This is a genomic window from Nocardiopsis nanhaiensis, from assembly GCF_054778635.1.
The window spans coordinates 1-23,307 of sequence record NZ_BAAGZJ010000108.1; the positions used below are offsets into that span (position 1 = coordinate 1).

General features: G+C 68.3%; 22 protein-coding genes, 2 tRNA genes and 1 other RNA gene. 13 read left to right on the forward strand and 12 right to left on the reverse strand.

Going from position 1 to position 23,307, the window contains the following annotated elements; translation table 11 throughout:
- The 6 genes from ACYVD1_RS31530 to ACYVD1_RS31555 form a co-directional block, all read left to right on the forward strand.
- Positions 1-2,320 (forward strand): transglycosylase domain-containing protein (locus tag ACYVD1_RS31530; RefSeq protein WP_460778134.1); only part of this gene is annotated, 2,320 nt, incomplete at its 5' end.
- Between the two features lie 299 nt (positions 2,321-2,619).
- Positions 2,620-2,910, forward strand: coding sequence for a 30S ribosomal protein S6 (gene rpsF, locus ACYVD1_RS31535; protein ID WP_460757317.1), 291 nt, complete (start codon positions 2,620-2,622; stop codon positions 2,908-2,910).
- A gap of 136 nt (positions 2,911-3,046) precedes the next feature.
- Entirely contained in the window at positions 3,047-3,646 is a 600-nt protein-coding gene (locus ACYVD1_RS31540) for a single-stranded DNA-binding protein (protein ID WP_460757313.1), read from the forward strand.
- Between the two features lie 114 nt (positions 3,647-3,760).
- A complete protein-coding gene (rpsR, locus tag ACYVD1_RS31545; RefSeq protein WP_013155832.1) occupies positions 3,761-3,997 on the forward strand; it encodes a 30S ribosomal protein S18 in 237 nt (78 codons plus the stop codon).
- Positions 3,998-4,024: 27 nt separating this feature from the next.
- Positions 4,025-4,471, forward strand: a complete 447-nt coding sequence (gene rplI, locus ACYVD1_RS31550) for a 50S ribosomal protein L9 (RefSeq protein WP_460778135.1) — start codon at positions 4,025-4,027, stop codon at positions 4,469-4,471.
- Between the two features lie 200 nt (positions 4,472-4,671).
- A complete protein-coding gene (locus ACYVD1_RS31555; protein WP_460778136.1) occupies positions 4,672-5,505 on the forward strand; it encodes a peptidoglycan recognition protein family protein in 834 nt (277 codons plus the stop codon).
- A gap of 114 nt (positions 5,506-5,619) precedes the next feature.
- Here ACYVD1_RS31555 and ACYVD1_RS31560 read toward each other — a convergent pair whose 3' ends face one another.
- Positions 5,620-6,969, reverse strand: a complete 1,350-nt coding sequence (locus ACYVD1_RS31560) for an MATE family efflux transporter (protein ID WP_460778137.1) — start codon at positions 6,967-6,969, stop codon at positions 5,620-5,622.
- 345 nt (positions 6,970-7,314) lie between these two features.
- On the opposite strand from ACYVD1_RS31560, the gene dnaB reads away from it, so the two are divergent.
- Entirely contained in the window at positions 7,315-8,667 is a 1,353-nt protein-coding gene (dnaB, locus tag ACYVD1_RS31565; RefSeq protein WP_460778138.1) for a replicative DNA helicase, read from the forward strand.
- A gap of 134 nt (positions 8,668-8,801) precedes the next feature.
- On the opposite strand, the gene abc-f is transcribed toward dnaB, so the two are convergent.
- The 6 genes from abc-f to upp form a co-directional block, all read right to left on the reverse strand.
- The gene (gene abc-f, locus ACYVD1_RS31570; protein WP_460778139.1) at positions 8,802-10,472 is read right to left on the reverse strand and encodes a ribosomal protection-like ABC-F family protein; all 1,671 of its coding nucleotides are present in this window, start codon (positions 10,470-10,472) and stop codon (positions 8,802-8,804) included.
- A gap of 513 nt (positions 10,473-10,985) precedes the next feature.
- Positions 10,986-11,216 (reverse strand): hypothetical protein, encoded by a 231-nt coding sequence (locus tag ACYVD1_RS31575; protein ID WP_460757294.1) that lies wholly within the window; start codon positions 11,214-11,216, stop codon positions 10,986-10,988.
- 301 nt (positions 11,217-11,517) lie between these two features.
- Positions 11,518-12,033: a PH domain-containing protein gene (locus tag ACYVD1_RS31580; protein ID WP_460757289.1), complete on the reverse strand. Its 516-nt coding sequence runs from the start codon at positions 12,031-12,033 to the stop codon at positions 11,518-11,520.
- A gap of 18 nt (positions 12,034-12,051) precedes the next feature.
- A complete protein-coding gene (locus ACYVD1_RS31585) occupies positions 12,052-12,216 on the reverse strand; it encodes a hypothetical protein (RefSeq protein WP_460757285.1) in 165 nt (54 codons plus the stop codon).
- 373 nt (positions 12,217-12,589) lie between these two features.
- Entirely contained in the window at positions 12,590-12,832 is a 243-nt protein-coding gene (locus tag ACYVD1_RS31590) for a hypothetical protein (RefSeq protein ID WP_460757280.1), read from the reverse strand.
- A gap of 432 nt (positions 12,833-13,264) precedes the next feature.
- Complete coding sequence (upp, locus tag ACYVD1_RS31595) at positions 13,265-13,918, reverse strand: uracil phosphoribosyltransferase (protein WP_460757276.1); 654 nt, start codon at positions 13,916-13,918, stop codon at positions 13,265-13,267.
- A 325-nt stretch (positions 13,919-14,243) separates the two neighbouring features.
- Here upp and ACYVD1_RS31600 point away from each other — a divergent pair, with 325 nt between their 5' ends.
- The 4 genes from ACYVD1_RS31600 (at position 14,244) to ACYVD1_RS31615 (ending at position 15,875) form a co-directional block, all read left to right on the forward strand.
- Positions 14,244-14,744, forward strand: a complete 501-nt coding sequence (locus ACYVD1_RS31600) for a tRNA adenosine deaminase-associated protein (RefSeq protein WP_460778140.1) — start codon at positions 14,244-14,246, stop codon at positions 14,742-14,744.
- Positions 14,745-14,786: 42 nt separating this feature from the next.
- Positions 14,787-15,275 (forward strand): tRNA adenosine deaminase-associated protein, encoded by a 489-nt coding sequence (locus ACYVD1_RS31605; RefSeq protein WP_460757269.1) that lies wholly within the window; start codon positions 14,787-14,789, stop codon positions 15,273-15,275.
- A 49-nt stretch (positions 15,276-15,324) separates the two neighbouring features.
- Positions 15,325-15,777: a nucleoside deaminase gene (locus tag ACYVD1_RS31610; RefSeq protein WP_460757478.1), complete on the forward strand. Its 453-nt coding sequence runs from the start codon at positions 15,325-15,327 to the stop codon at positions 15,775-15,777.
- 10 nt (positions 15,778-15,787) lie between these two features.
- Positions 15,788-15,875, forward strand: a tRNA-Ser gene (locus ACYVD1_RS31615).
- 118 nt (positions 15,876-15,993) lie between these two features.
- On the opposite strand, the gene ACYVD1_RS31620 is transcribed toward ACYVD1_RS31615, so the two are convergent.
- The 5 genes from ACYVD1_RS31620 to ACYVD1_RS31640 all read right to left on the reverse strand — a co-directional run bounded on the left by ACYVD1_RS31620 (position 15,994) and on the right by ACYVD1_RS31640 (position 21,158).
- On the reverse strand, positions 15,994-16,551 hold the full coding sequence (locus ACYVD1_RS31620) for a PadR family transcriptional regulator (protein WP_460757264.1): 558 nt from the start codon (positions 16,549-16,551) through the stop codon (positions 15,994-15,996).
- 26 nt (positions 16,552-16,577) lie between these two features.
- Positions 16,578-18,593 carry an oxidoreductase gene (locus ACYVD1_RS31625; protein ID WP_460757260.1) on the reverse strand — a complete coding sequence of 672 codons (2,016 nt, stop codon included), beginning with the start codon at positions 18,591-18,593 and terminating at the stop codon, positions 16,578-16,580.
- A 122-nt stretch (positions 18,594-18,715) separates the two neighbouring features.
- Complete coding sequence (locus tag ACYVD1_RS31630) at positions 18,716-19,492, reverse strand: SGNH/GDSL hydrolase family protein (RefSeq protein WP_460757257.1); 777 nt, start codon at positions 19,490-19,492, stop codon at positions 18,716-18,718.
- An 80-nt stretch (positions 19,493-19,572) separates the two neighbouring features.
- The gene (locus tag ACYVD1_RS31635) at positions 19,573-20,898 is read right to left on the reverse strand and encodes a hypothetical protein (RefSeq protein ID WP_460757254.1); all 1,326 of its coding nucleotides are present in this window, start codon (positions 20,896-20,898) and stop codon (positions 19,573-19,575) included.
- 175 nt (positions 20,899-21,073) lie between these two features.
- Positions 21,074-21,158 (reverse strand) — tRNA-Ser (locus ACYVD1_RS31640).
- 119 nt (positions 21,159-21,277) lie between these two features.
- Here ACYVD1_RS31640 and ffs point away from each other — a divergent pair.
- Positions 21,278-21,373, forward strand: an RNA gene (gene ffs / locus ACYVD1_RS31645) — signal recognition particle sRNA small type.
- 119 nt (positions 21,374-21,492) lie between these two features.
- Positions 21,493-23,307, forward strand: a 1,815-nt coding sequence (locus tag ACYVD1_RS31650; protein ID WP_460778141.1) for a DNA polymerase III subunit gamma and tau, incomplete at its 3' end; no start/stop codon positions are given.

Below are 23,307 nucleotides of genomic sequence, written 5' to 3' on the forward strand. Positions count from 1 at the left end.
CGCCCACGGGGCCGGAGGCCGGGGTTCCGGCGGCCGCGGCGGTGGCCGCCGCCGTCCCCGCGCGGACGAGCCCGACGACCGCCCCTGGTTCAAGCGCTTCCTGTCCAAGGCCTGGAAGCCCGCACTGGCGTTCTGCGGGCTGATGTTCATCGGCGGCGTGGCCGCCTTCGCGGTGCTGTACGCCATGGCGCCCGACCAGGGCGACCTGACGACGAACGCGGAGCAGACCGCTTCGGCGACCCAGATCATGTGGGCCGGCGAAGAGGGCGAGGAAGACCTCGCGATCACCACCGGTGAGGTCCAGCGGGTCTCTGTCGAGCGGGAGGACATCCCCGAGGAGGTCGTCGACGGCGTCCTCGGTGCGGAGCAGCGCACCTTCTACGAGGACCGCGGCATCAACCTCATGGGTATCGGCCGGGCGATCCTCTCCCGGGGTGACGCCGGCGGCGGTTCCACCATCACCCAGCAGATGGCCCGCAACTACTACAGCGACCTCGAGGGCGAGGAGCCGCTGACCCGCAAGATCCGCGAGATCTTCATCGCGATCAAGCTGGACCAGCAGCTCGACCACGACGAGATCCTCACGATGTACCTCAACACGATCTACTTCGGCCGCGGTGCCTCGGGTATCGAGATGGCGGCGCAGGAGTACTTCGACAAGAGCGTGAGCGAGCTGGACCACGCGGAGGGCGCCTACCTCGGCCTGGTCATCCAGATGCCCAGCAACTTCGAGAACCCCGCCGAAGGCTCCTGGACCGAGACGTACCTCAACGAGGAGCGCTGGCCCTACCTCCAGGGCCAGCTCGCGCAGATGCACGAGGAGACCGACGGGGAACGGGGCCTGCCCCAAGCCGAGGCCGACGCGCTGGAGATCCCCGAGACCGTCGAGTACAACCCCGAGGAGACCGAGGGCGACCCGAGGCTGGGCTACGTGCGGCAGGCCGTGCTCGAAGAGGTCACTGAGCGCTACGAGATCGACGGCGGCGCACTGGCCACCGAGGGGTACGTCATCAAGACCTCGCTCGACGAGGACCTGATGAACGCCGCGACCGACGCCTTCGACATCCTGCCCCCGGGTGAGGCCGAGGACACGATGAAGGGCCTGACTGCGGTGGACCCGGACACGGGCCAGATCGTCGCGTTCAACGGAGGCCCGAACGTCGCCGAGGTGGAGAACAACTCTCTGGTCCACCAGACCCAGGCGGGTTCGGCCTATAAGCCCTACGTCCTCGCCCGCGCGCTCATGGACGAGATCGGGCTGCGCACCGTGCTCGACGGTGACAACGGGCGCGAGTTCCCCGGGCTGCAGAGCCCGGTGAACAACTCCGGTGACGTCGACTACGGCGAGGTCGACCTGATCGACTCCACTGCGGACTCGGTGAACACGAGCTTCGTGGACCTGGCCATCCGGGTCGGGGAGTCCCGAGTGGACGAGCTCGCGGTGGATATGGGTGTCGACCCGGCCCGCCAGGAGACCTCCACTCTGGGGCCGCTTGTCGCGTTGGGCACCCACCAGGTCAACGCCCTGGACATGGCCAGCAGTTACGCCACCTTCGCCGCAGAGGGGCGCCACTTCCCCGCGCACATGGTGACCGAGGTCGTCGACGGCGAGGGCAACGTCCGTACGCCGAACGACCAGGACGAGCTGGAAAGCGGTACCGAGGTCGTCCCCAACGACGTCGCCGCGGACTCCACCTACGCCATGCAGCAGGCGGTCGTCGAGGGCGGAGCGAGCGAAGCGGCCCTCAACGACGGCCGGGACGTGGCCGGTAAGACCGGTACCTCCTCCGACGCTGTTTCGGCATGGTTCGTCGGATACACACCACAGCTGTCCACCTCAGTGGGGATCAGCCGCCGTAGCGGTGATCCACTGGAGTTCGACGCCAACGCGGGCGAGATCTTCGGTGGCACCACGTCGGCCAAGGTGTGGAAGGAGTTCATGGAGATCGCCATGGAGGGCGAGGATCCGCAGTCGTTCCCGGAACCCGCGTGGGTGGGCCAGGACGAGAGCTTCATGCCGACGCCGACGGCGACCCCGACCGAGGAGCCTGAGGAGGTTCCGACCGAGGAGCCCAGCGAGGAGCCGACCCAGCCGGACTGCGACCCGCGTGAACCCGACTGCGAGCTGGAGCCGGACCCGGAAGAGTGTCACCCGCTTGACCCGACCTGTGAGGAGGACGACGGTCAGGAAGAGGTGGACTGTGAGATCGATCCCGGGCATCCGGAGTGCGAAGAGGACGATGACGAAGACGACGAGGGGCCCTGGCTCCCGGGCCCGGACAACGAGCGCAACAACAGTCTGATCAGGCCGAGGGAATGATCGGTCGGTAGCTGTGGCGGGGGCCGGTGCGCGGAGGTGAACCCTCCGGCGCCGGCCCTCCGCCGTTCCCGGGCGACGCGTTCCCGTTCCCGGGCGACGTGCTCCGTTGTGCGGGAACGCTGGTCGGGTACTCCACAAACCGCCTCGGCGGTGTTCCGCTGCTGGTAACCTTGGCTCCCGTATGGCTCAGAGCCCGAGCGGTGCGCCCCAGCCCGGCCGGGGCGGCGAAACCCCGGGCTCCTGCCCTCCTGCCATGGAGATTCCATGGCCGCAACAGTCCAGAGGAGGAACGTACGCCTATGCGTCGTTACGAAATCATGGTCATCCTCGACCCGAACCTCGACGAGCGCACGGTCGCCCCGTCGCTGGAGAACTTCCTCGGTGTCGTCCGCAACGACGGCGGCTCGGTCGAGAAGACGGAGATCTGGGGCAAGCGTCGTCTTGCCTACGACATCGAGAAGAACTCCGAGGGCATCTACGCGGTCATCGACCTGACCGCCAAGCCCGAGACGGTCAAGGAGCTCGACCGGCAGCTCGGCATCGCCGAGGCCGTGCTCCGCACCAAGGTTCTGCGTCCCGAGGTTCACTAGGCACCTCGGTGCCCTGACCCCCTGACCCCGCACCTTCCGTTTTCGGCCCCAGGACTGTTCTGTCTCTAGGGGCGTGGATGATGCGGGGAGCAGGCGAAACCGCCTGATCCGAACTATCTCGAACCGGAGCCGATCCATGGCAGGCGAAACCCAGATCACGCTCGTCGGCAACCTCGTCGACGACCCTGAGCTGCGCTTCACGCCCAGTGGAGCCGCGGTCGCCAACTTCCGTGTGGCCTCGACGCCCCGCACCTTCGACCGCCAGGCAGGTGAGTGGAAGGACGGCGAGTCCATGTTCCTCACCTGCACCGTCTGGCGGCAGTACGCGGAGAACGTGGCCGAGAGCCTCCAGCGCGGCATGCGCGTCATCGTGCAGGGCCGCCTGAAGCAGCGGTCCTTCGAGACCCGTGAGGGTGAGAAGCGGACCGTCTACGAGATCGACGCCGAAGAGGTCGGCCCGGCTCTGCGCAGCGCCACCGCCAAGGTGACGAAGACGCAGCGCCAGGGTGGCGGCTTCGGCGGTCAGCAGGGTGGCGGTTTCGGTGGTGGCCAGCCCCAGGGCGGCGGCTACGGGAACCAGGGTGGCGGCTTCGGCGGCCCGCAGGGCGGCCAGGGCGGCCAGGGCGGCCAGGGCGGCCGCAGCGGTCCCCCGGCCGACGACCCGTGGTCGACCAACGGCGGTGGCGGCGGTTTCGGTGGCGGCGGCGGAGGCTTCTCCGACGAGCCGCCGTTCTAACCGGCGTCCACCCCGCGTAACACCCGGCCCGGCGTCCAGGGGCGCCGAGCCAGTACTCACATGTCCCAGCCCATCCCCGGGAAGACCCCGGGGCTCTTGCGAAGGAGCACCACGATGGCTAAGCCGGCAGCGCGCAAGCCCAAGAAGAAGGTTTGCCTCTTCTGCCAGGAGAAGCAGTCCTACATCGACTACAAGGACACCACGCTTCTCCGTAAGTTCATCTCCGAGCGCGGCAAGATCCGCGCCCGTCGGGTGACCGGCAACTGCACCCAGCACCAGCGCGACGTCGCGACTGCGATCAAGAACGCGCGCGAGGTGGCCCTGCTGCCCTACACCAGCACCGCTCGCTAGCGTCGATATCCGAGGGAGGTTTTTGTCGTGAAGCTGATTTTGACCCACGAGGTCAACGGTCTCGGAGCCCCCGGCGACGTCGTCGAGGTGAAGAACGGTTACGGCCGCAACTACCTGCTGCCGCGTGGGTTCGCCATCCGGTGGACCCGTGGCGGTCAGAAGCAGATCGACCTGATCCAGCGTGCCCGCAAGGCGCGTGACATCCGCAGCCTGGACGAGGCCCAGCAGGTCGCCGGCCGGGTCGGTGCGCTGAACGTGCGCCTCAAGCAGCGCGCTGGTCAGGGTGGTCGTCTGTTCGGTTCGGTCACGCCCGCGGACATCGTCGAGGCCGTCAAGGCCACCGGCGGTCCCGAGCTGGACAAGCGCCGGATCGAGATCAAGAACCCGATCAAGTCCGTCGGTGACCACAAGGTCCAGGTCCGCCTGCACCCTGAGGTCGCCGCGACGATCAAGCTGGACATCGTCGGCGTCTAGGGATCATCCCTTGACCTGACCGTTCCGGTCTCGGACCCCGTCCCTCTTCGCCAGGGGCGGGGTTCTCTGCGTTCCGGGCAACGCGGGTCCGAACACGCGGAAAATGTGAAAAGCACCGGTTGAACACTCTATGTAACCTATCGTGTTCTCTGTGTTGCGTCGCGTCCCGCGATGCTCCGCACGGAGAGGACAGCATACCGATGGCCGTTGAGAGACGACCCGAAACCAACCACCCGCTGGCGGTGGACCGCAGGACCATGCTGCGAGGAGCGGCCTTGGCCGCCGGGGGAGTGCTTCTCGGTAGCACGATGGGGGTTTCGGCGGTGGGACCGGCTTCCGCGGCCGCGATGCCCAAGGTCTACACCCGGTCGGACTGGGGTGCGCGCTCGCCCCGGGGATCGATCGAGGTGCTGGCCGAAGCGCCGACCCACATCGTCATCCATCACACCGCGACCGCGAACGTGTCCGACACGTCGACCAGTCACGCCGCCAGCCTGTCGAGATCCATTCAGAGCTATCACATGGACAGCAACGGGTGGAACGATACCGGACAGCAGCTGACTATCAGCCGCGGCGGGCACATCATGGAGGGGCGTGACCAGTCCCTCAAGGCGATCCAGGGCGGCGGGCATGCGCTCGGAGCGCACACCGCGGACCACAACTCGCACACCATCGGGATCGAGAACGAGGGCACCTACTCGTCGGCGGCCCCGCCCGGAAGCCTGGTTTCGGCACTGGTGGACACCTGCAGCTGGCTGTGCCTCGTCTACCAGCTGGACCCGCAGGACGCGATCGTGGGCCACCGCGACTACAACGCCACCGCATGCCCGGGTGACGAGCTCTACGCGATGCTGCCGAAGCTGCGCGACGACGTCGGGAGCCGGCTCCGGGAGCAGCTCAGCCACCTTAGCCGGGTCGTGGGGGAGGACCTGAGCTTGGACCAGCTGCCGAACTTCCCGGACGTCCCGGAGGCGGAGCGGGTCGCGACCTTCTACCACGGCCCCACCGTCGGGGACCTCGACACGTCCCCCTGACAGCCGGGACCACAACCGCCCCTGCCGCCCGCCGCAGGGGCGGTTTTCCGTGTGTCCCGCTCCCTGCGCCACCCGTCGTCCCCACCTGCGTGCTCTCAGGGTTCCCGCCGGATCCTAGGGCCGGGTCGCTCCGGTGACCAGCCAGGCATCGCCCCGTGCCCGCAGACCGAGGGTGACGGCGCGGGCCAGGATCCAGACTGAGAAGGCGATCCACAGCCCCACGAGCCCCCACAGGTCGGAGGACGCCAGCTGGGGGATGACGAGGGCGCAGGGCAGGAAGACGAGCATCGTCCACAGCGAGGCCCACGCGAGGTAACGCTGGTCCCCGGCGCCCATGAGGACGCCGTCGAGCACCATCGTGACCCCGCTGAGCGGCTGCATGAGCGCCACCACGACGAGGGAGGCCATGATGAGTACGGCCACGTGCGGGTCGGACGTGAACGGGATGTGCGCCCAGGGCAGTACGAGCAAAACCAGGACCGTGAACACGACCCCCGACATCACGCCCCACTCGACCATGCGCCGCGTGGCGTCCTTCGTGCCGCGCACGTCGCCGGAGCCCAGGTAGCGCCCGACGATCGACTGCCCGGCGATGGCGATGGCGTCCATCGCGAAGACCATCAGTGCCCAGATGTTGTAACTGACCTGGTGCGCGGCGATCGAGTCATCGCCGAGCCTGGCCGCGACCGCCGTCGTCACCAGCGCGACCACCCGCATCGACACGCTGCGCAGGAACAGGGCGAACCCGGCCGACGCGGAGGTCCGGAGGCCGGCGGCGGTCGGCAGGAGGGACACCCCTTCGCGCCGAGCCGACCGGGCGATGGTCGCCAGGTACCAGAACGCGCCCGCGCCCTGGGCGAGCACCGTCGACCAGGCCGAACCGGCGATGCCCCAGTCGAAGACGAACACGAAGGCCGCGCACAGCACCGCGTTGCCGATGTAGGAGGCGACCGCGACCACGAGCGGGGTCCGGGCGTCCTGGAGCCCGCGGAGCACCCCGGTTCCAGCCATGACGACCAGGAGGAACGGTGTGCTCAGCAGACTGATCCGCAGGTAGGTGAGGGCGTAGGGCGCGACTTCGGGGGAGGCGCCCAGGAGGTCGATCATCCACGGGCCCAGCGGCCAGCCGATCCCGATCGCTGCCACTCCGAGCAGGAGGGCGAGCCAGAGGCCGTGTACCCCGTCCCGCATGCCGCCGGGAATGTCGCCCGCGCCGAACTTGCGGGCCACGGCGGCGGTGGTCCCGTAGGCGAGGAAGATGCACACCGCAGCCAGGGTCAGCAGGACCTGACCGGCGACCCCGAGCCCGCCGAGTGCCTGTGTGCCGAGGCTGCCGACGATCGCGGAGTCGGTGAGCAGGAAGAGCGGTTCGGCGATCAGCGCGAAGAACGTGGGGATCGCGAGGGCGAAGATCTCGCGGTCGTGGCGGTGCCGGAAGGGGGCTGCCGAGAGGAGTGTGGCCATGACGGAGCCACATTACCGGACAGGCGTTCGAGGGGCGGTGTGGGGTTATCCACAAGGACTGGGAAGCCTGTGGATAACCTGTGGAAAGCCTCCCTGTGAGACATCTTGCACGCCCCGGTATTCACCGGTGTTTTCGCAGTTCAAGGGGGATATTGTCACTCGTCGGGAAAGTTATCCACAGGAGATGTGCACAACCTGTGTGTGCAATGCCCTGCGGGGTCCCGGATGCGATGGTAAGGACTTGTCCACAGGTCTGTCGGACGGCGCCCTCCGCGTCCGGGATGGGGCATCCTGGGAGGGCGGCCCGGCCCGGGTCGCACACGCGGCCGGTGTGGGGAGTAATACGTGAGTGTCGCTGAGCAACCACCTGAACAAGGCGGATACGAGCGCACCCCACCCCATGACATCCAGGCCGAACAGAGCGTCCTCGGCGGCATGCTGCTGTCCAAGGACGCCATCACCCAGGTCGTCGAGATCATCCGCTCCGCGGACTTCTACCGTCCGGCGCACCAGATCATCTACGAGAGCGTCGTCGACCTCTTCTCCAGGGGCGAGCCCGTCGACGCCATCTCCGTCAACGCGGAGCTGACCAAGCGGGGCGAGGCCACCCGGGTCGGCGGGGCACCGTACCTGCACACCCTCACCGAGGCGATCCCCACAGCGGCCAACGCGGGCTACTACGCCAAGATCGTCTCGGACCGCGCCGTCCTGCGCCGCCTGGTCGAGGTCGGTACCCGCATCGCCCAGGTCGGTTACGTGGGTGATGGCGAGGTGGACGACCTCGTCGACCACGCGCAGGCGGAGATCTACAAGGTCGCGGAGAAGCGCACAGGCGAGGACTACGTGGTCCTCGGTGACATCATGCCCGGTGCCTTGGACGAGATCGAGGCCATCGGCGCCAACGACGGCAGCATGACCGGTGTGCCGACGGGCTTCGCTGATTTCGACGCGCTGACGAACGGCCTCCACCCCGGCCAGATGGTGATCATCGCCGCGAGGCCGGCCGTGGGGAAGTCCACGCTGGCCCTGGATTTCGCGCGTGCCGCGTCTATCAAGAACGAGATGACATCCGTCTTCTTCAGCCTGGAGATGGGGCGCAACGAGATCGTCATGCGCCTGCTCTCGGCCGAGGCGCGCGTTCCGCTGCACACCATGCGCTCCGGCCTGATGACCGACGAGGACTGGGCGCGGCTGGCCAGACGGATGGGCGAGGTGGCCAGTGCACCGCTGTTCATCGACGACTCACCGAACATGTCGATGATGGAGATCCGGGCCAAGTGCCGCCGCCTCAAGCAGCAGCACGACCTCAAGCTCGTGATCGTCGACTACCTCCAGCTGATGAGCTCACCCGGCCGGGTGGAGAGCCGCCAGCAGGAGGTCTCCGAGATGTCGCGTTCGCTCAAGCTCCTCGCCAAGGAGCTGGAAGTGCCCGTGGTGGCGCTGTCCCAGCTGAACCGTGGTCCCGAACAGCGCACCGACAAACGCCCGCAAGTATCTGATCTTCGCGAATCGGGCTCTATCGAACAAGATGCGGATATGGTCATCCTGCTCTACCGCGAGGACGTCCACGACAAGGAGTCGCCGCGCGCGGGCGAGGCGGACATCATCGTGGCCAAGCACCGTAACGGCCCGACCGCCGACGTGACCGTCGCCTTCCAGGGCCACTACAGTCGATTCGTCGACATGGCGCCCGGCTAGGCCCAGCTCCTCTGCGTGGTTCGGCGGAGTCTTGAGTACGGGGTGTGACAGTGAAGATCACACCCCGTTATATCGGTCAATACATAAGTCGACTTATGGGCCAGCCGAAAAGTCGACAAAGAGATACGTCGACATCACGACCTGTCACCGACCACCGTTCCCTCGCGTAGTTCCAGGCGGCGGCCGACGAAGCGGTCACGCGCCATCCGGTCGTGTGTCACCAGGACCACGGCGCCTTCGTAGCGGGACAGCGCTTCCTCCAGCTCCTCCACCAGACCGGGGGAGAGGTGGTTGCCTGGCTCGTCCAACAGCAGGAGGTCGTAAGCGCCCGAGGCCAGTCGGGCCACCTCGATCCTGCGTCGTTGGCCCACGGACAGCGAGGCCACGGCCTGGTCGAGTTCGCGCAACCGGAACAGGCCGGTAGCCGCGAGCCGGTCCCGGTACTCCTCGGAGGGGCCGGGACGTCCGGCCGCGTAGGCCTGGAGCACGGTCTGCCCCGCGGGTGCGGCGGCGTTCTCCTGGCGGAGAAAACCGGTCCGTCCGGAACCGGTGCGGATGGCCCTCCCCGAGTCCGGGGCCAGGTCCTCTGCCATGACCCGCAGCAGGGTGGTCTTGCCTGCCCCGTTCGGGCCGGTGACCAGAACCCTCTCGCCCGGGTCCACGGCCAGCTCGGGCACGTCCAGCCTGTGCTCGACCCGGACCCGCTCCAGTTCCACCACCGGTTCCGGGTCGACCTCCGAACGGGGACCGGTGAACTCGGCGGTCATCTGCAGGGGCACCGGGGGTGGGGCCACCGGGTTCTCGTTGAGTCTGCGCATCCTCTCCTTGGCGTTGCGGACCCGGCCCATGGCACCGTGGTTGGCCCCGCGCATCTTGAACGCGCCGTGCCCGAAGGCCGCCTTGGCCATCTTGCGCGGGATCGCCTCCATAGCGGCCACATTGTTTTCGGCAAGCCTGCGGTGTCGGGCCAGGTCCAGCTTCCAGCCCTCGTATTCGCGGACCCAGCGTGCCCGTGCCGCCGCCTTGGCGGCGAGGAAGCCGTCGTATCCGTTGCCGTAGCGTGTGATCCGCCGGGTCTCCCGGTCCACCTCCAGTACGGTGTCGGTCACCCCAGCGAGGAAGGCCCGGTCGTGTGTGACGGCGACGACGGTGCCCCGGTGCCGACGGAGGCGTCCCTCCAACCAGGTGACCGCGCGGTCGTCCAGGTCGTTGGTGGGCTCGTCCAACAGCAGGAGCTCGGGCGATGCCGCGAGCATCGCGGCCAGTGCCAGCCGCGAACGCTCTCCGCCGGACAGTGTCCGCAGCGGACGGTCCCGCTCCAGGTCTGGAAGCCCCAGTCCGTGCAGGCCAGCGCTTACACGGGCGTCGGCGTTGTAGCCGTCGCGCGCCTCGAACTCGGCGAGAAGGTCGCCATAGGCGTCGAGTTGCTCTGCCGTGGCTTCACCGAGCCCGGCCTCGGCCGTACGGAGGCGCGCTTCCAGTTCGCGTAGGGTCCGGAGTGCTTCGTCGATCGCGTCGCCGACCGTGCCGGTCAGCACCCCGCCGGACACCTGTTCCAAGGTCTGCGGCAGGTAGCCGACCCCGTCACGAGTACGGACGGTGAGCTCGCCGTTGTCGGGTACCTCCTCCCCGGCGAGGAGGCGTAGGAGTGTGCTCTTACCGGATCCGTTGTCCCCGATGACGCCCACGCGTTCGCCGGGGCTGATGGTGAGATCGACGCGGTCGAGGACCGTGTGGTCGTCGCACCGCTTGCTGACCTCGGTGAGGACGAGTTGGGAGTGTTGGCGAAGTCGTGCTCTGAGCAAGGCGGCCTCCTGGTCTGCGGGGTGTTCGTTCGGGGCCGCTGGTCGACGCAGGAGAGCCGGTCAGGATTCGGGCGTGCGCACAGAGACGTGCCAGTGTCCGAAATCGAGGGGAGTGCACGAGGCTGACCTGACGAGACCGCGGTGTGGTGACGCCGACGGAGTAGCGCGCCTCTGCCGGAGTTTAGGCTGGGCAGCACGTGCGCGTGCTCGGAACGTGGGCGTCCGGTGCGGACTACAGGAAAAAGTAGAGCCTCATAGGCAAGACGATACGTCTCGTTGTTTTCCACGTCAATGGTGCCCGAATGAGACCGGCATCACTCTCAGTCGCGGCATTGCTTCCCATATAAGGACAGCCGGATTGACATTTATTGCCTTGCCGATTTGTCGACATAGCGATGACGGGGCTCTGGGTCGCCACCACCGCGGCCACTTTCGCGGGCCGGGGGGTCGACACGGCGAAGGGCCGCCCGCACGGTGCGAACGGCCCTTCGGGGCTGTGTTGGGCGGGGCTGTCTAGAGCCAGCGCGCCTCGGGCCGGGTGCGGCCCATCTCGTCGGTGACCAGGACCCAGTGCATGATCGGGTGCTCCGAGGGTGTCGCGTCGGCGTCCTCGCGAGGCAGGGGGACCTGCGTGGGCTCCGGAGCCAGGCCGGACAGGCGGCGGCTCGCGGCAGCGGATCGAGTGCGCCGAGGGGTGGTCGTGGAGCGAGTGAGGTGCGGCGCGCGGTCGGTCCTTCGTGCCATGGAGCCCTCCTCGTTCTCTTAGCAGATGGACTAAGTTAACCCCACGTTCACCTTGGAGTCAATTCACTTTCGCCGTGTCGGCCGTGTTCTGCCGGGCTGCGGGGGCTGGCGCGCTTTCAAGGTGAACGGAAGGTGAACAGAGTGGGAACCAGGGTCGGTCCAGGTCACGGAGGGTCCGACCCGTGCGCCGTGGGCCTGGGAGATCAAGGAGCCCGGCCGACCACAGGCCCTGGAAAACGAAGGAGCACCCGTCACTTGGACGGGTGCTCTGGGAACGGCGTCGACCGGTCGGCCAGCACGCCTACTCCTTGAAGATCAGTCCCACGACCTCGAGGTAGAGCTGCTCGGGGTAGGGAATGAAGTTGATCTTGCTGAGTGCTTGGTCCTGACCCGCGGACTCCATGACGAAGGTCCCGTAGCCGAGGAAGCGGCCGAGCAGAGTGCGCTCGAACCGCATGTCGGTGACCTTGCCCAGCGGCATCATGTTCACCTGGCGGGTGATCAATCCCGTGGTCAACAACAACCGTGCCGAGGTGATCACGAAATAGTCGACGGACCACTCCGCGACCCGCCAGACGAACCACACCAGCACGAGCAGCCAGAGCCACCAGATGACGGCCAGCGTCGCGTTGCCGTTGGCGCCGGTACCGATCGTCCTGCTCAGGATTCCGGCGACGACCAGTGCGGCCAGCACCGCGGCGACCGGGCCGATGAGGACCGCGGGATGCCGACGGATGGTCACGACGTCCTGCTCGTGCGGCAGGAGGTACCGGTTGACTGACGCTGGAGCCGCGTTACTCGAAGCTACGAGCCTCATGACACCCGACCTATCCGCCTATGGCAGCAGCGCGTTGACGAATCGGGACATCGACTCCGCACCATCCACCAGCAGATCCAGGATGCTCTGGATGACCCCGGCGGCGCTTTCCGGCTGCGTGAGCAGATAAAACGCCACAAAAGCGATGAGTGCGTAGCCGACCCATTTCTTCAACTTCGCCACGACTGGCTCCCCTTGGAATCCACCTGACCCACCAACCCAGCAGTGATTGTTCCATCGACCATCATGCCCGTAAAGCCAGGGGCACACCCTCGGCGTGGCGGTATGTCGGACGTTCGACGCTTGCGGACTGTGTCCGGTTCCGGCGGTGTTGCTAACCCCGTGAATGGTAGTCCGGAAAGTGTTTCCGCTCAGGTGCAGGTCAGGGTGGTGCGGGAGGGTGAGGGTGCCGCTTCGAGGCGGTGCACCCGCGCGGGATCCGGCCGCTGGGTCCTGCAGAGGAGATCCGGGCTTTCCCGAGTGTGGGGGCGGGACTCCCGGTTCTTCACCTTCCGAAGTGCGCGGAAGTGCGTGTCCGAAACGGGGGCTGGTGGGGTCAGCGCTGTTCCGCGAAGGCCAGGGCCAGGACTTGGAGGTGTTGGCGGGCGATGCGCTCCACGAGTTCCGGGGTGGCCCGCCCCGTCACGTCCTGGGCGCCGTGCTTGGCGGCGTCCACGCACCGGGAGACGGTGGAGGAGTGGTGTACGCCGGAGAACTCCGAAGCCAGGCGATTCACGACTGGGCTGAAATGGGCCTCGCGGGGGGCCTGGGTCGTCGAGGGGGAGGGGTTCTCGGGCATTTCACTCCTTAGGGCAGCGGAGGGCGGAACAGTACGTTCTGTGTGCGTCCGGGGGCTTTGTGTAGCTACTCGAGGGTTGCCGGAGTGCCCCGCCGGAAACCGGCGGCGACGTACGGCTATCACTGGGCTGAGCCCCTTGTGGGGTGGTTTCGGTCTGGCGGGTCTGCCCGGTTACGGGTGGTCAGGAACCATGATCACTCTAATCTGTTACGTTCCAATCTCGAAATGAATTCGGCTAATGCAATGCCGTGTCGCCTCGGAGGTCGGTCAAGCGGGCTCGACCTGGGGTTACGGGCGGGTAGCTGTGGTCGCTAGGGGACCAATGCCCGATTTTCGGGCGTTCATTCACTCCGTCCCCAAAAGAACCGAAAAAGCGCCCAACCGGTGATCCGGGTGGGCGCTCAACCTCTCGGTGTGAGGGCGGTGCGTGGGCTAGGAGCAGCCGTACAGACGGTCGCCCGCGTCACCCAGCCCCGGGAGGATGAAGCCGCTCTCGTTCAGGCGTTCGTCCACCGCGGCGGTGACGACGCTCAGCGTGGCCCCGTGGTCGGTGGGCAGGGAATCGGCCAGGATCCGCTCCACGGCGGTCAGTCCTTCGGGCGCGGCAAGGAGGCAGATCGCGGTGATGTGGTCGGCGCCGCGCTCGACGAGCAGCTTCAGCGCCGCGGCCAGGGTGCCGCCGGTGGCCAGCATCGGGTCCAGCACGTAGCACTGGCGGCCGGAGAGGTCCTGGGGGAGGCGGTCCGCGTAGGTGGCGGGCTGGAGGGTCGTCTCGTCGCGTGCCATGCCGAGGAATCCGACCTCGGCCGTGGGCAGGAGGCGGGTCATACCGTCGAGCATGCCGAGGCCGGCGCGCAGGATCGGTACGACGAGCGGGGTCGGACGCGTGAGCTGGCTTCCGGTGGTCTCTACGAGCGGGGTCTCGATAGTGACCTCTGTCACGCGAACGTCCCGTGTCGCCTCATAGGCGAGCAGGGTGACCAGCTCGTCGGTCAGCCGTCGGAAGGTCGGTGAGTCGGTCCCCACGTCGCGCAGGGTGGTCAGTTTGTGCGCGACCAAGGGGTGGTCGACGACCAGGGTTTCCAAAACGTTCTCCGGGTGAGCTGGGATAACGGGACTGTTGATGAGGGGAAGGGCCTGCCCGAGTCTAACCGCGCGTATCACCCGTACCAGGGCCCTCCCGCGTCGCTCCACCGGCACTTTCTGCGGCGCGGCGCCGCGGGGTGCGGAACTGTGCGGCACGGGATCGCCCACGGGGGAGCGGGAGACCGGCCTCTCATGAGAACGTTAGGTCCGATCTACGGCGGACGAGCGGCGAAGGCAGGGTGAGAGTGATCGCTACCATGGCACTCGCACGGGCGGGCCGGGCTCCACTCGGCCGCACCGACACACCGTCCGGGTTGGGGTGACGATGACAGTGCTCGATCATGGTGACGACGACTCGGGTGACTTCGCTGCCGTCGCGTACAGGGAAGAGGAGTACTGGGAAGTCGACCTCCTCCCCGTGGCGCTGACACACGACCTCAAGGGGCTGATCCACGCCCTCCGCCAGCAGCCGAGCATCAGCGGTTCCCTCGGCCTGGTATCGGTCGGCGACGATTTCTTCATCATCGTCCGGGTATACGGCGAGGAGGTCACCCTCTTCCTGTCCGATGTGACCGCCTCCGTCGACTGGCAGGTCGCTCGAGACGTTCTGGACTACCTGGATATCGACCTGCCGGACGACGACGATCTCGACCAGGTCCTGCCCGCGGGTGACCTGTCGGTCGTCTCCGACTTGGGTCTGGACGAGATGGAACTGGGAGCTCTGGCGGGCGACCTCGACCTCTATCCGGACGAGGTGCTCGCGAGTGTGTCCGAACGGCTGGGATTCGCCCAGTCCTTCCAGCGTGTACTTGACGCGATGGGGTAGGGATCGCCTGGAAAACCACCAGGAGAAACAGGAGGGCAAGCGGTGTCGACCTTCGCAGCTGTCTTCGCTCCCAACGGGAAGACGTGGCGGGGAACAGAGGTCGATCTCGGTGACGTGGAGGTCATCGACGACATCACCGACCTCATGCTGGACTTCTCGGCGGACTGGGACAGCGACCTGACCCTGCTGCTCGTCGAGGCTGATGACGAGTGGTTCGCCTTTGTCCGGGTGGACACGTACGACTCGGATCCCCGCGTCTACCTCTCCGACGGCCGGGTCGTACACGACCACCCGTTGGCCGGCGTGCTGTCCGAGGCCGGCGGGCTCGGTGCCCCTATGCCGACCGAAAGCGCCGGATCCCGCCCCGACCCCAGACCGGACGGTGACGGTGTCCTCTTGGCCGACCTCGGGGTGGCCGAGGACGAACTGCGCTCGCTGTCGGCGGGCGGCGGTGTCCTGCCCAGTGACGTCCTCGCGGTGGTGGCCGAACGCTCCGGCTTCGCCGACATCCTCGATGCCATGAGGCTGTGACCGGGTGGCGGACCTGCCCGAGTTCGACCGGAGGGCTGTCGACGAAGCGATGAGTGCCGCCCTGGCCGAGGCGGAACTCGCCCTGGAGGCCGGCGACGTACCCGTGGGCGCCGTTGTTCTCGGGCCGGACGGCGCCGTCCTCGGCCGCGGGCACAACGAGCGCGAGGCCGCCGGCGACCCGACCGGGCACGCTGAGGTGCTGGCCCTGCGTGCGGCGGCTGAGGCCTACGGGGAGTGGCGCCTGTCCGGCTGCACCCTCGTGGTCACGCTGGAGCCCTGCGTGATGTGTGCGGGCGCCACGGTCCTCTCTCGAGTGGACCGCCTCGTGTACGGGGCGCGCGATGCCAAGGCCGGAGCGGCGGGTTCGATGTGGGACCTCGTCAGGGACCCCCGGCAGAACCACCGTCCCGAAGTTGTTCCACCCGACCTGATCGGTGAGGGCATCGCGGAAATGTGCTCGGATCTACTGATCCGGTTTTTTGCACTGCGCCGTATCCGGTAGAGTTCCTCTCGGTGGAGTCGCCTAGTGGCCGATGGCGCCCGCCTCGAAAGCGGGTAAGGGGCAACCCTTCGAGGGTTCGAATCCCTCCTCCACCGCCACCAGCCGCCCCCGGCAGTCGCCGGGGGCGGTTTTTTGTGCGCTCGGACCCCTGGAGTTCCGAGCCGCGGAACCCCGGAGGTCTGGGTGCGACCGCGTGCGGAACCCGCGTGCGCGGACTCAGCGAGCGGGTTCGGACCCCTCCGGCCCGGTGAGGCCGTCGACCGCCTTGTCCAGCCAGTTCACCCAGAAGAGCTCCATGTCGATGCCGCCCTGGAGGACCAGGCCCTGGACCCGGTCCCGTTCGGTCCCGTATCCGCGTGCCGCATCGCGCCGCTGGAACTCGCGGTACTCGGCCAACCGGGCGGCGTGCAGTTCGCGGTGGCGGCGCAGTTCGTCGACCAGGCCGTCACCGACACCTACGACGCCCGTCGCGCGCAGGCGCAGCAGCAGGGGGTCGCGGATGTCGCGCGGGTCCTCGGGGTCGCCCACCCAGCGCTCCAGCTCCTCCCGGCCCGAGGCCAGCACCTCGTACTCCTTCTTCTGGCCCCGGGTGGGGGAGCCGGTCGGCAGCGCACGGATGAGCCCCGCCTTCTCCAGCTTGCCCAGTTCGCGATAGATCTGCTGGTGGGTGGCGGACCAGAAGTACCCGATGGATCGGTCGAACCGCCGGGTCAGCTCCAGCCCGGAGGACGGCTTCTCCAGCAGGGCGGTCAGGATCGCGTGGGGCAGGGACATGAGCGCATTCTAAAGAGTGTGCGGGGCTACAGGGCGGCGGCGAGCTCCGTACCCTGCTTGATGGCGCGCTTGGCGTCCAACTCGGCGGCCACGTCGGCGCCGCCGATCAAGTGCACAGTACGCCCGGCGCCGGTGAGCTCGTCGGCCAGGTCGCGGCGCGGGTCCTGGCCGGCGCACACCACCACCGTGTCCACGTCGAGCACGCGCTCCTCGCCGTCCACGGTCAGGTGCAGGCCCTCGTCGTCGATCCGTCGGTAGTCGGCGCCCGCGACCATGTCGACTCCGCGGTGGCGCAGCTCGAGGCGGTGGATCCACCCGGTGGTCTTGCCCAGGCCCTTGCCGACCTTGGTGGTCTTGCGCTGGAGCAGGTGAACCGCCCGCGGCGGGGCGGGGCGGTCGGGTGCGCCGAGGCCGCCGCGCTCGTTGTAGTCGGTGTCCACGCCCCACAGCCGGAAGAACGTGTCGGCGTCCTGGCTGGCGTCGTCACCGCCGTCGGTGAGGAACTCGGCGACGTCGAAGCCGATGCCGCCCGCACCGATGATCGCGACCTTCTCACCGACCGCGGCGCCGCCGCGCAGCACGTCCACGTAGCTGACCACGCTCGGGTGGCCGACACCCGGGATGTCGGGGGTGCGCGGGCTGACGCCGGTGGCGATGACGACCTCGTCGAAGCCGGCGAGATCGGTGGCGGCGACGGTGGTGTTCAGGCGCACGTCGACGCCGTGCTTGGCGAGCTGGACGCGGTAGTAGCGGAGGGTCTCGTTGAACTCCTCCTTGCCGGGGACGCGGCGGGCCATGTTGAGCTGGCCGCCGACCTCGGCCGCGGAGTCGAACAGGGTGACGTTGTGGCCGACCTCCGCCGCGGAGACGGAGAAGGCGAGCCCGGCGGGGCCCGCGCCGACCACGGCCACGTTCTTGCGGACGCGGGTGGGTGAGAGGACCAGCTCGGTCTCGTGGCATGCGCGCGGGTTGACCAGGCAGGACGTGATCTTGAGGCTGAACGTGTGGTCCAGGCAGGCCTGGTTGCAGCCGATGCAGGTGTTGATCTCCTCGGCCTTGCCCGCCTTGGCCTTGGCGACGAAGTCGGCGTCGGCGAGCATGGGGCGGGCCAGCGAGACCATGTCGGCCTTGCCCTCGGCGAGGATCTGTTCGGCGATCTCGGGGGTGTTGATCCGGTTGACCGCCACCAGCGGGACCGTCAGCTCCTTCTTGAGGCGCTGGGTGATCCAGGTGTAGGCGCCGCGCGGGACGGAGGTGGCGATGGTGGGCACGCGGGCCTCGTGCCAGCCGATGCCGGTGTTGATGATGTCGGCGCCGGCGGTCTCGATCCGCTGACCGAGCTCGACGACCTCGTCGTAGGTGGAGCCGTCCGGTACCAGGTCGAGCATGGAGAGCCGGTAGATGAGGATGAAGTCGGTGCCGACGCGCTCGCGGACGCGGTGGACGATCTCCAAGGGGAGCCGGACGCGGTTGTCGAACGGGCCGCCCCAGCGGTCCTCGCGCTTGTTGGTGGCGGGGGCGATGAACTGGTTGATGAGGTAGCCCTCGGAGCCCATGATCTCTACGCCGTCGTACCCGGCCTTCTGGGCGAGTTCGGCGCAGCGCGCGAAGTCCTCGATGGTCCGCTCGATCTGCTCGTCGGTGAGCTCGTGCGGGACGAAGGGGCTGATCGGCGCTTGGATGGCGCTCGCGGAGACGGACTCCTCGCTGAAGGCGTAACGGCCGGTGTGCAGGATCTGCATGGCGATCCGGCCGCCCTCACGGTGTACGGCTTCGGTGATGAGGCGGTGTTCGGCGACCTCGTCGTCGTCCGTGAGCTTGGCGCTGCCGGTGAACGTGGCGCCTTCGGGGTTGGGGGCGATGCCGCCGGTGACAATGAGGCCGACGTCGCCGCGGGCGCGCTCGGCGTAGAAGGCGGCCATCCTCTCGAAGCCTTGTGGAGCCTCCTCCAGGCCGACGTGCATGGAGCCCATGATCACGCGGTTCTTCAGGGTGGTGAAGCCCAGGTCCAAGGGTTCAAGAAGGTGGGGGTACTCGCTCATGACGTCTCCTCGCGGGGTGCCTCTGGGCCGGTGTCCTGCCGACCGCTCCCCATTATGCAACAAGTTGCATAATGGGTTGAGGGGAGCCCCTGGTGAGAGACCGGGGGGCGGGCCGCCCGGTGTCAGAGCTCCACGGGACGCAATTCGGGCCGCTTGGCGGTCCGTCCGTCACCGGAGGAGCGGCCCCGGATCCGGCGGACCACCCAGGGGCCGAGGAAGGATCCCAGCCACCGGACCTCCTCAGCCGTGGCCCGCAGCACACCCCGCCTGGGCAGAGGTGGCAGCGGGGCGGCCCAGGACTCGTCGCTGCCGGGGATGCCGAGCGCGTGTGCCACCGAGCCGGAGATCCGGTCGTGCCCCACCGGTGAGCAGTGCAACCGGTCTGTTCCCCACAGGCGCGGGTCGGTGGCGATCTCGTACGCGGCGGTGTCGGCCACCGCGACTCCGTGCCGCTCCGCCGCTTCGCGCACCCGCTCGTTGAAGTCCAGCACGCGCGGTGCCAGCGGCTTGGCCAGCGGGGCGATCCGCGCGATGTCCGGGAAGGTCAGGGTGGCCACCCGCGCACCGATCCCGGTGAGCTCGGCGAACATCGTCTCCAGCTCTCCGACCACCGCGTCGGCGTCGTACTTGGGCCGGATGAGGTCGTTGACCCCGGCGAAGACCGTCGCCACGTTCGGGCGCAGCTCCAGGGCCGGCTTGAGCTGCTGCTCGCGGACCTGGCCGGCCAAGCGGCCGCGTACCGCCAGATTCGCATAGTCGACCCGGGCCCCCGTGGCGGCCAGCCGCTCGGCGAAGCGGTCCGCCCACCCGCGGTACCCGCCGACCCCGTCAGTATCGCCGACGCCTTCGGTCTGACTGTCCCCGAGGGCGACGTAGCGCAGGTTTCCGTCCAGCTTCATCAGACCGCACCTTTCCTGGGTGTCAGCGAAGAGTACTCAAAAGGCGGCCACTGACCCTGAACACCACTCTGACCCGTCGGTCACGGCCGGACCTCGCCGTCGCTCAGCCAACCCGACTCCAGGGGGCGGCCCTCCTCGTTCAGGGAGGTGTACGCCACGGGGAGGTCGTCGTCCAAGGGGTCGTACACGGTGTGCCCTGAGTCGCCGCCCGCCTCCGCCAACGCGGGGGCGACCAGGTGTTGCTCCCCCGAGGGGTGGAGGGCGATCGGTATCCATGCCGTGGACCCGGACCCAGCGGTCCCGGACTCATCGGGGTGGGGGAAGAGGGCTATCCCGGTAATCCCCTCCGGAACCTCGGCCTCCTCTGGGGCGGGCAGGCTTTCCGCCTCCGGCCTGCGCAAGGCGCTGAGGAGCGCCGGAGTGCCGTCGTCGAAGTAGACGGCGTACGTTTCCAACAGGGTCTGCGGAGCTTCGTCCTCGGTGTGCGGACCCTCCCACCGGATCCGTGCGGCGTGCCCGGCCCCCTCGCCGACCGGTGCGTCGAGAACTCCGTGGAGGTCGGGGCCGATGTCCACGGATTCGTCCAGTTCGAACCGGTCGTCCCCTCCCCAGGAGAAATCGTTCTGGTGGTCCCACATGGTCCGCAGGGAGACCAGGGCCTCCTCCGACGGGAACGTTGTGTGGCAGGAGCGGCGCGGCTCGTCCACACACACCCGCGCCTCCCCGCCGACCGAGTACACGGTCTCCGAGCCGAGCCGGTACCTGATCAGGGGTGTTACCCCCGCGGGCATCGCGCGCGCCCACCACTGATCGCCGGGGACGGTGCGGACACGATCGAAGTGGTCGCCCTCGATGCGCTCGAGGTCCTCCTCGACCAGGCCGTCCGCCTCCGAGTGCCGGATCTCCCCGATCTCCTCGGCGCCCTCAGGGAAGAGCCAGACCTTGTCAGAGGCGGAACCGATCGGAGAGACCGGCAGCACCGCCGCGTCCGGATCCAGCGGGAAGGTCTCGCCGACCGCGGTCTCGCCGGGGCCGTCCCGGTCGCTCCACTCGGCCCACGTCTGCGCGAACCCGCCATCGTCGTCGACGTGGGCGACCAGCGCGACCTTCTCCGTGTAGGGCTGTCCCGCCCACTCCGGCTCCGCTTTGTCCGCCCACAACAGGTGGCACGCGTCTTCACTGGCGCAGGAAAGTCCCATCGCCTCGGTGACGAAGTCGCCCATGCCGTCGGGGAGGGGCGGTGTGGGCCAGGCATCCTCGACATCCTCCATCCACCCGTCGAAGGAAGGGGCTGTGTCCTCTTCGACGAGGAGGTCCTCCCGGAACCAGGCGAAGAGGAGGACGGGCGTGAGACCGAGCGCGACGAGCCACCAGTAGCGGATCCGCTGTTTCTCCTTGGGTGGCATGGGGGTGGTCTTTCACGTGGGGGCCGGACATCCAGTAGACGCCCCACCCCGTCAACGGGTTCAGTCGGATGAAGCAGCGCGGAAACGACCGAACGAGACCAGAGCAGAGGCCACCAACGACGAAGGCCCCGACCGGTGTCCGGTCGGGGCCTTCGTTCTGGCTGGTGAGCCATCGCGGAGGATAAGGGATTCGAACCCTTGAGGGGTTGCCCCCAACACGCTTTCCAAGCGTGCGCCCTAGGCCACTAGGCGAATCCTCCGAGAGCAACTCTACAGGCTTTGGGGGAGTGGTTTGAACGGGTCGCGACGTGGTCCGGTCAGCTTCTTTCCGTTCCGGGGAGACAGGTTGCGGGGCTCTCTGGTTCGGATACACTCAGGGGCAGACCCCTCGTGCGGCGTCACCCTATGAACCTCCCCAGGGCCGGAAGGCAGCAAGGATAAGTGGGCTCTGGCGGGTGCGCGGGGGGTCCTTTCTTGTTTCTGGGGGTACCTCGCCCCGGATCCGCCCCCTCCCGGTTTCCCGATCCCGGCGCGAGTTGTCACCGCCAACGGGTTCAATGGGACCGTGGCAGGGACCAGGGGAGTGATCACACCGTGAGCATCGCGCTGTACCGCAAGTACCGTCCCGCGACGTTCGGTGAGGTGCGCGGTCAGGAACACGTGACCGACCCGCTGCGCCAGGCGTTGCGCAGCGGACGCATCAACCACGCCTATCTCTTCAGCGGCCCGCGCGGCTGTGGCAAGACCACCAGCGCGCGCATCCTCGCGCGTTCCCTGAACTGTGCCGAGGGGCCCACGCCGGATCCCTGCGGCGCATGCGACTCCTGTGTGGCGCTCGCGCCCGACGGCGGCGGCAGCATCGACGTGATCGAGATCGACGCCGCCTCCCACGGCGGTGTCGACGACGCCCGGGACCTGCGCGAGCGCGCGTTCTTCTCACCGGTCAACTCGCGGTACAAGATCTACGTCATCGACGAGGCGCACATGGTGACCCGCGAGGGTTTCAACGCGCTCCTCAAACTGGTGGAGGAACCCCCGCCGCACCTGAAGTTCGTGTTCGCGACCACCGAGCCCGAGAAGGTCATCGGCACGATCCGCTCGCGGACCCACCACTACCCCTTCCGGCTCATTCCGCCGAGCACCCTCAAGGAGCTCATGGAGGACCTCCTCAAGGAGGAGGGGGTCACCTACGATCCCGCCGTGCTGCCGCTGGTCGTGCGCGCCGGCGCGGGTTCGGCCCGTGACACCTTGTCGGTCCTGGACCAGCTCATCGCTGGTTCGGACGAGGGCGGGATCAGCCGCGAGGGCGCCGTCTCGCTGCTCGGCTACACCGACTCGAGCCTGCTCGGCGAGATGGTCGACGCCATGGGCGCACGCGACGGTGCCGCAGCCTTCGGCCTCGTCGACCGGATCGTCGAGGGCGGGCACGATCCGCGCCGCTTCACCACGGACCTGCTCGAGCGCTTCCGCGACCTCGTCGTGCTCGCCGCTGTTCCGGGCGCCCTGGACAAGGGTCTGGTGAACGTCTCACCGGAATCCGTCGAGCAGATGAAGGACCAGGCCGCCCGGCTGGGTCCGGCCGAACTGTCCCGCGCCGCGGAGATCTTGAACCAGGGGCTGACCGAGATGCGCGGTGCGACCGCGCCGCGGCTTCTGCTGGAACTCATGTGTTCGCGGATCCTGCTGCCCGCCACCGACGGCGACCAGGGCACCGCGCTGCTGGCGCGCCTGGAGCAGATGGAGCGCAGGCTGGCCTCGGGTGCCGTGGCACCGGCTCCGGCCGCATCCCCGCCCCCCGCCGCCCCGGCAGCGCCAGTGGCACCACAGGCTCCGCAGCAGAACCCCGCCCCGGCGGTGTCGGCTGCACCTTCCGCTCCGCAACCGGAACCGGCGGCACAGCCCTCTCCGGCTCCGGCGCGGCCCAGCGCACCGGAACCCGCTCCGCGCCCCACAGCTCAGCGGGACGGGCCCGCGGGTTGGGACGGGCCGTCGGGGAGCACACCCGAGCCCGCTGTCCCGTCCGCCGAGCCAGCTCCGGCCGCCGCGGATGGCGGAGGTCTGGACCTGGGCCGGATCCAGGGTGCCTGGCACCAGATCCTGGAGGCGGTCAAGGGGCGGCGCCGGTTCACGTGGATGGTGCTGACCGGTAGTGACGTTCAGCCGGTCGGGGTCGAGGGCAACAGCGTTCTGCTCCGCTTCAACAAGCCCAACGAGGCGAAGGGCTTCACCAACAGCGGCAGTGACCAGGTGGTCGCCGGGGCGATCCAGCAGGTCCTCGGTGTGGAGGTCCGGGTGGCGCCCGCCGGCGGCAACACCCCGGTCCCTCCGCGCCGGTCCGAACCCGCTGCGCGACCGGCCGAGCGGGCGCCCGCGGGATGGGACGCTCCGCCTCCCGCGCCGCAGGCCGCG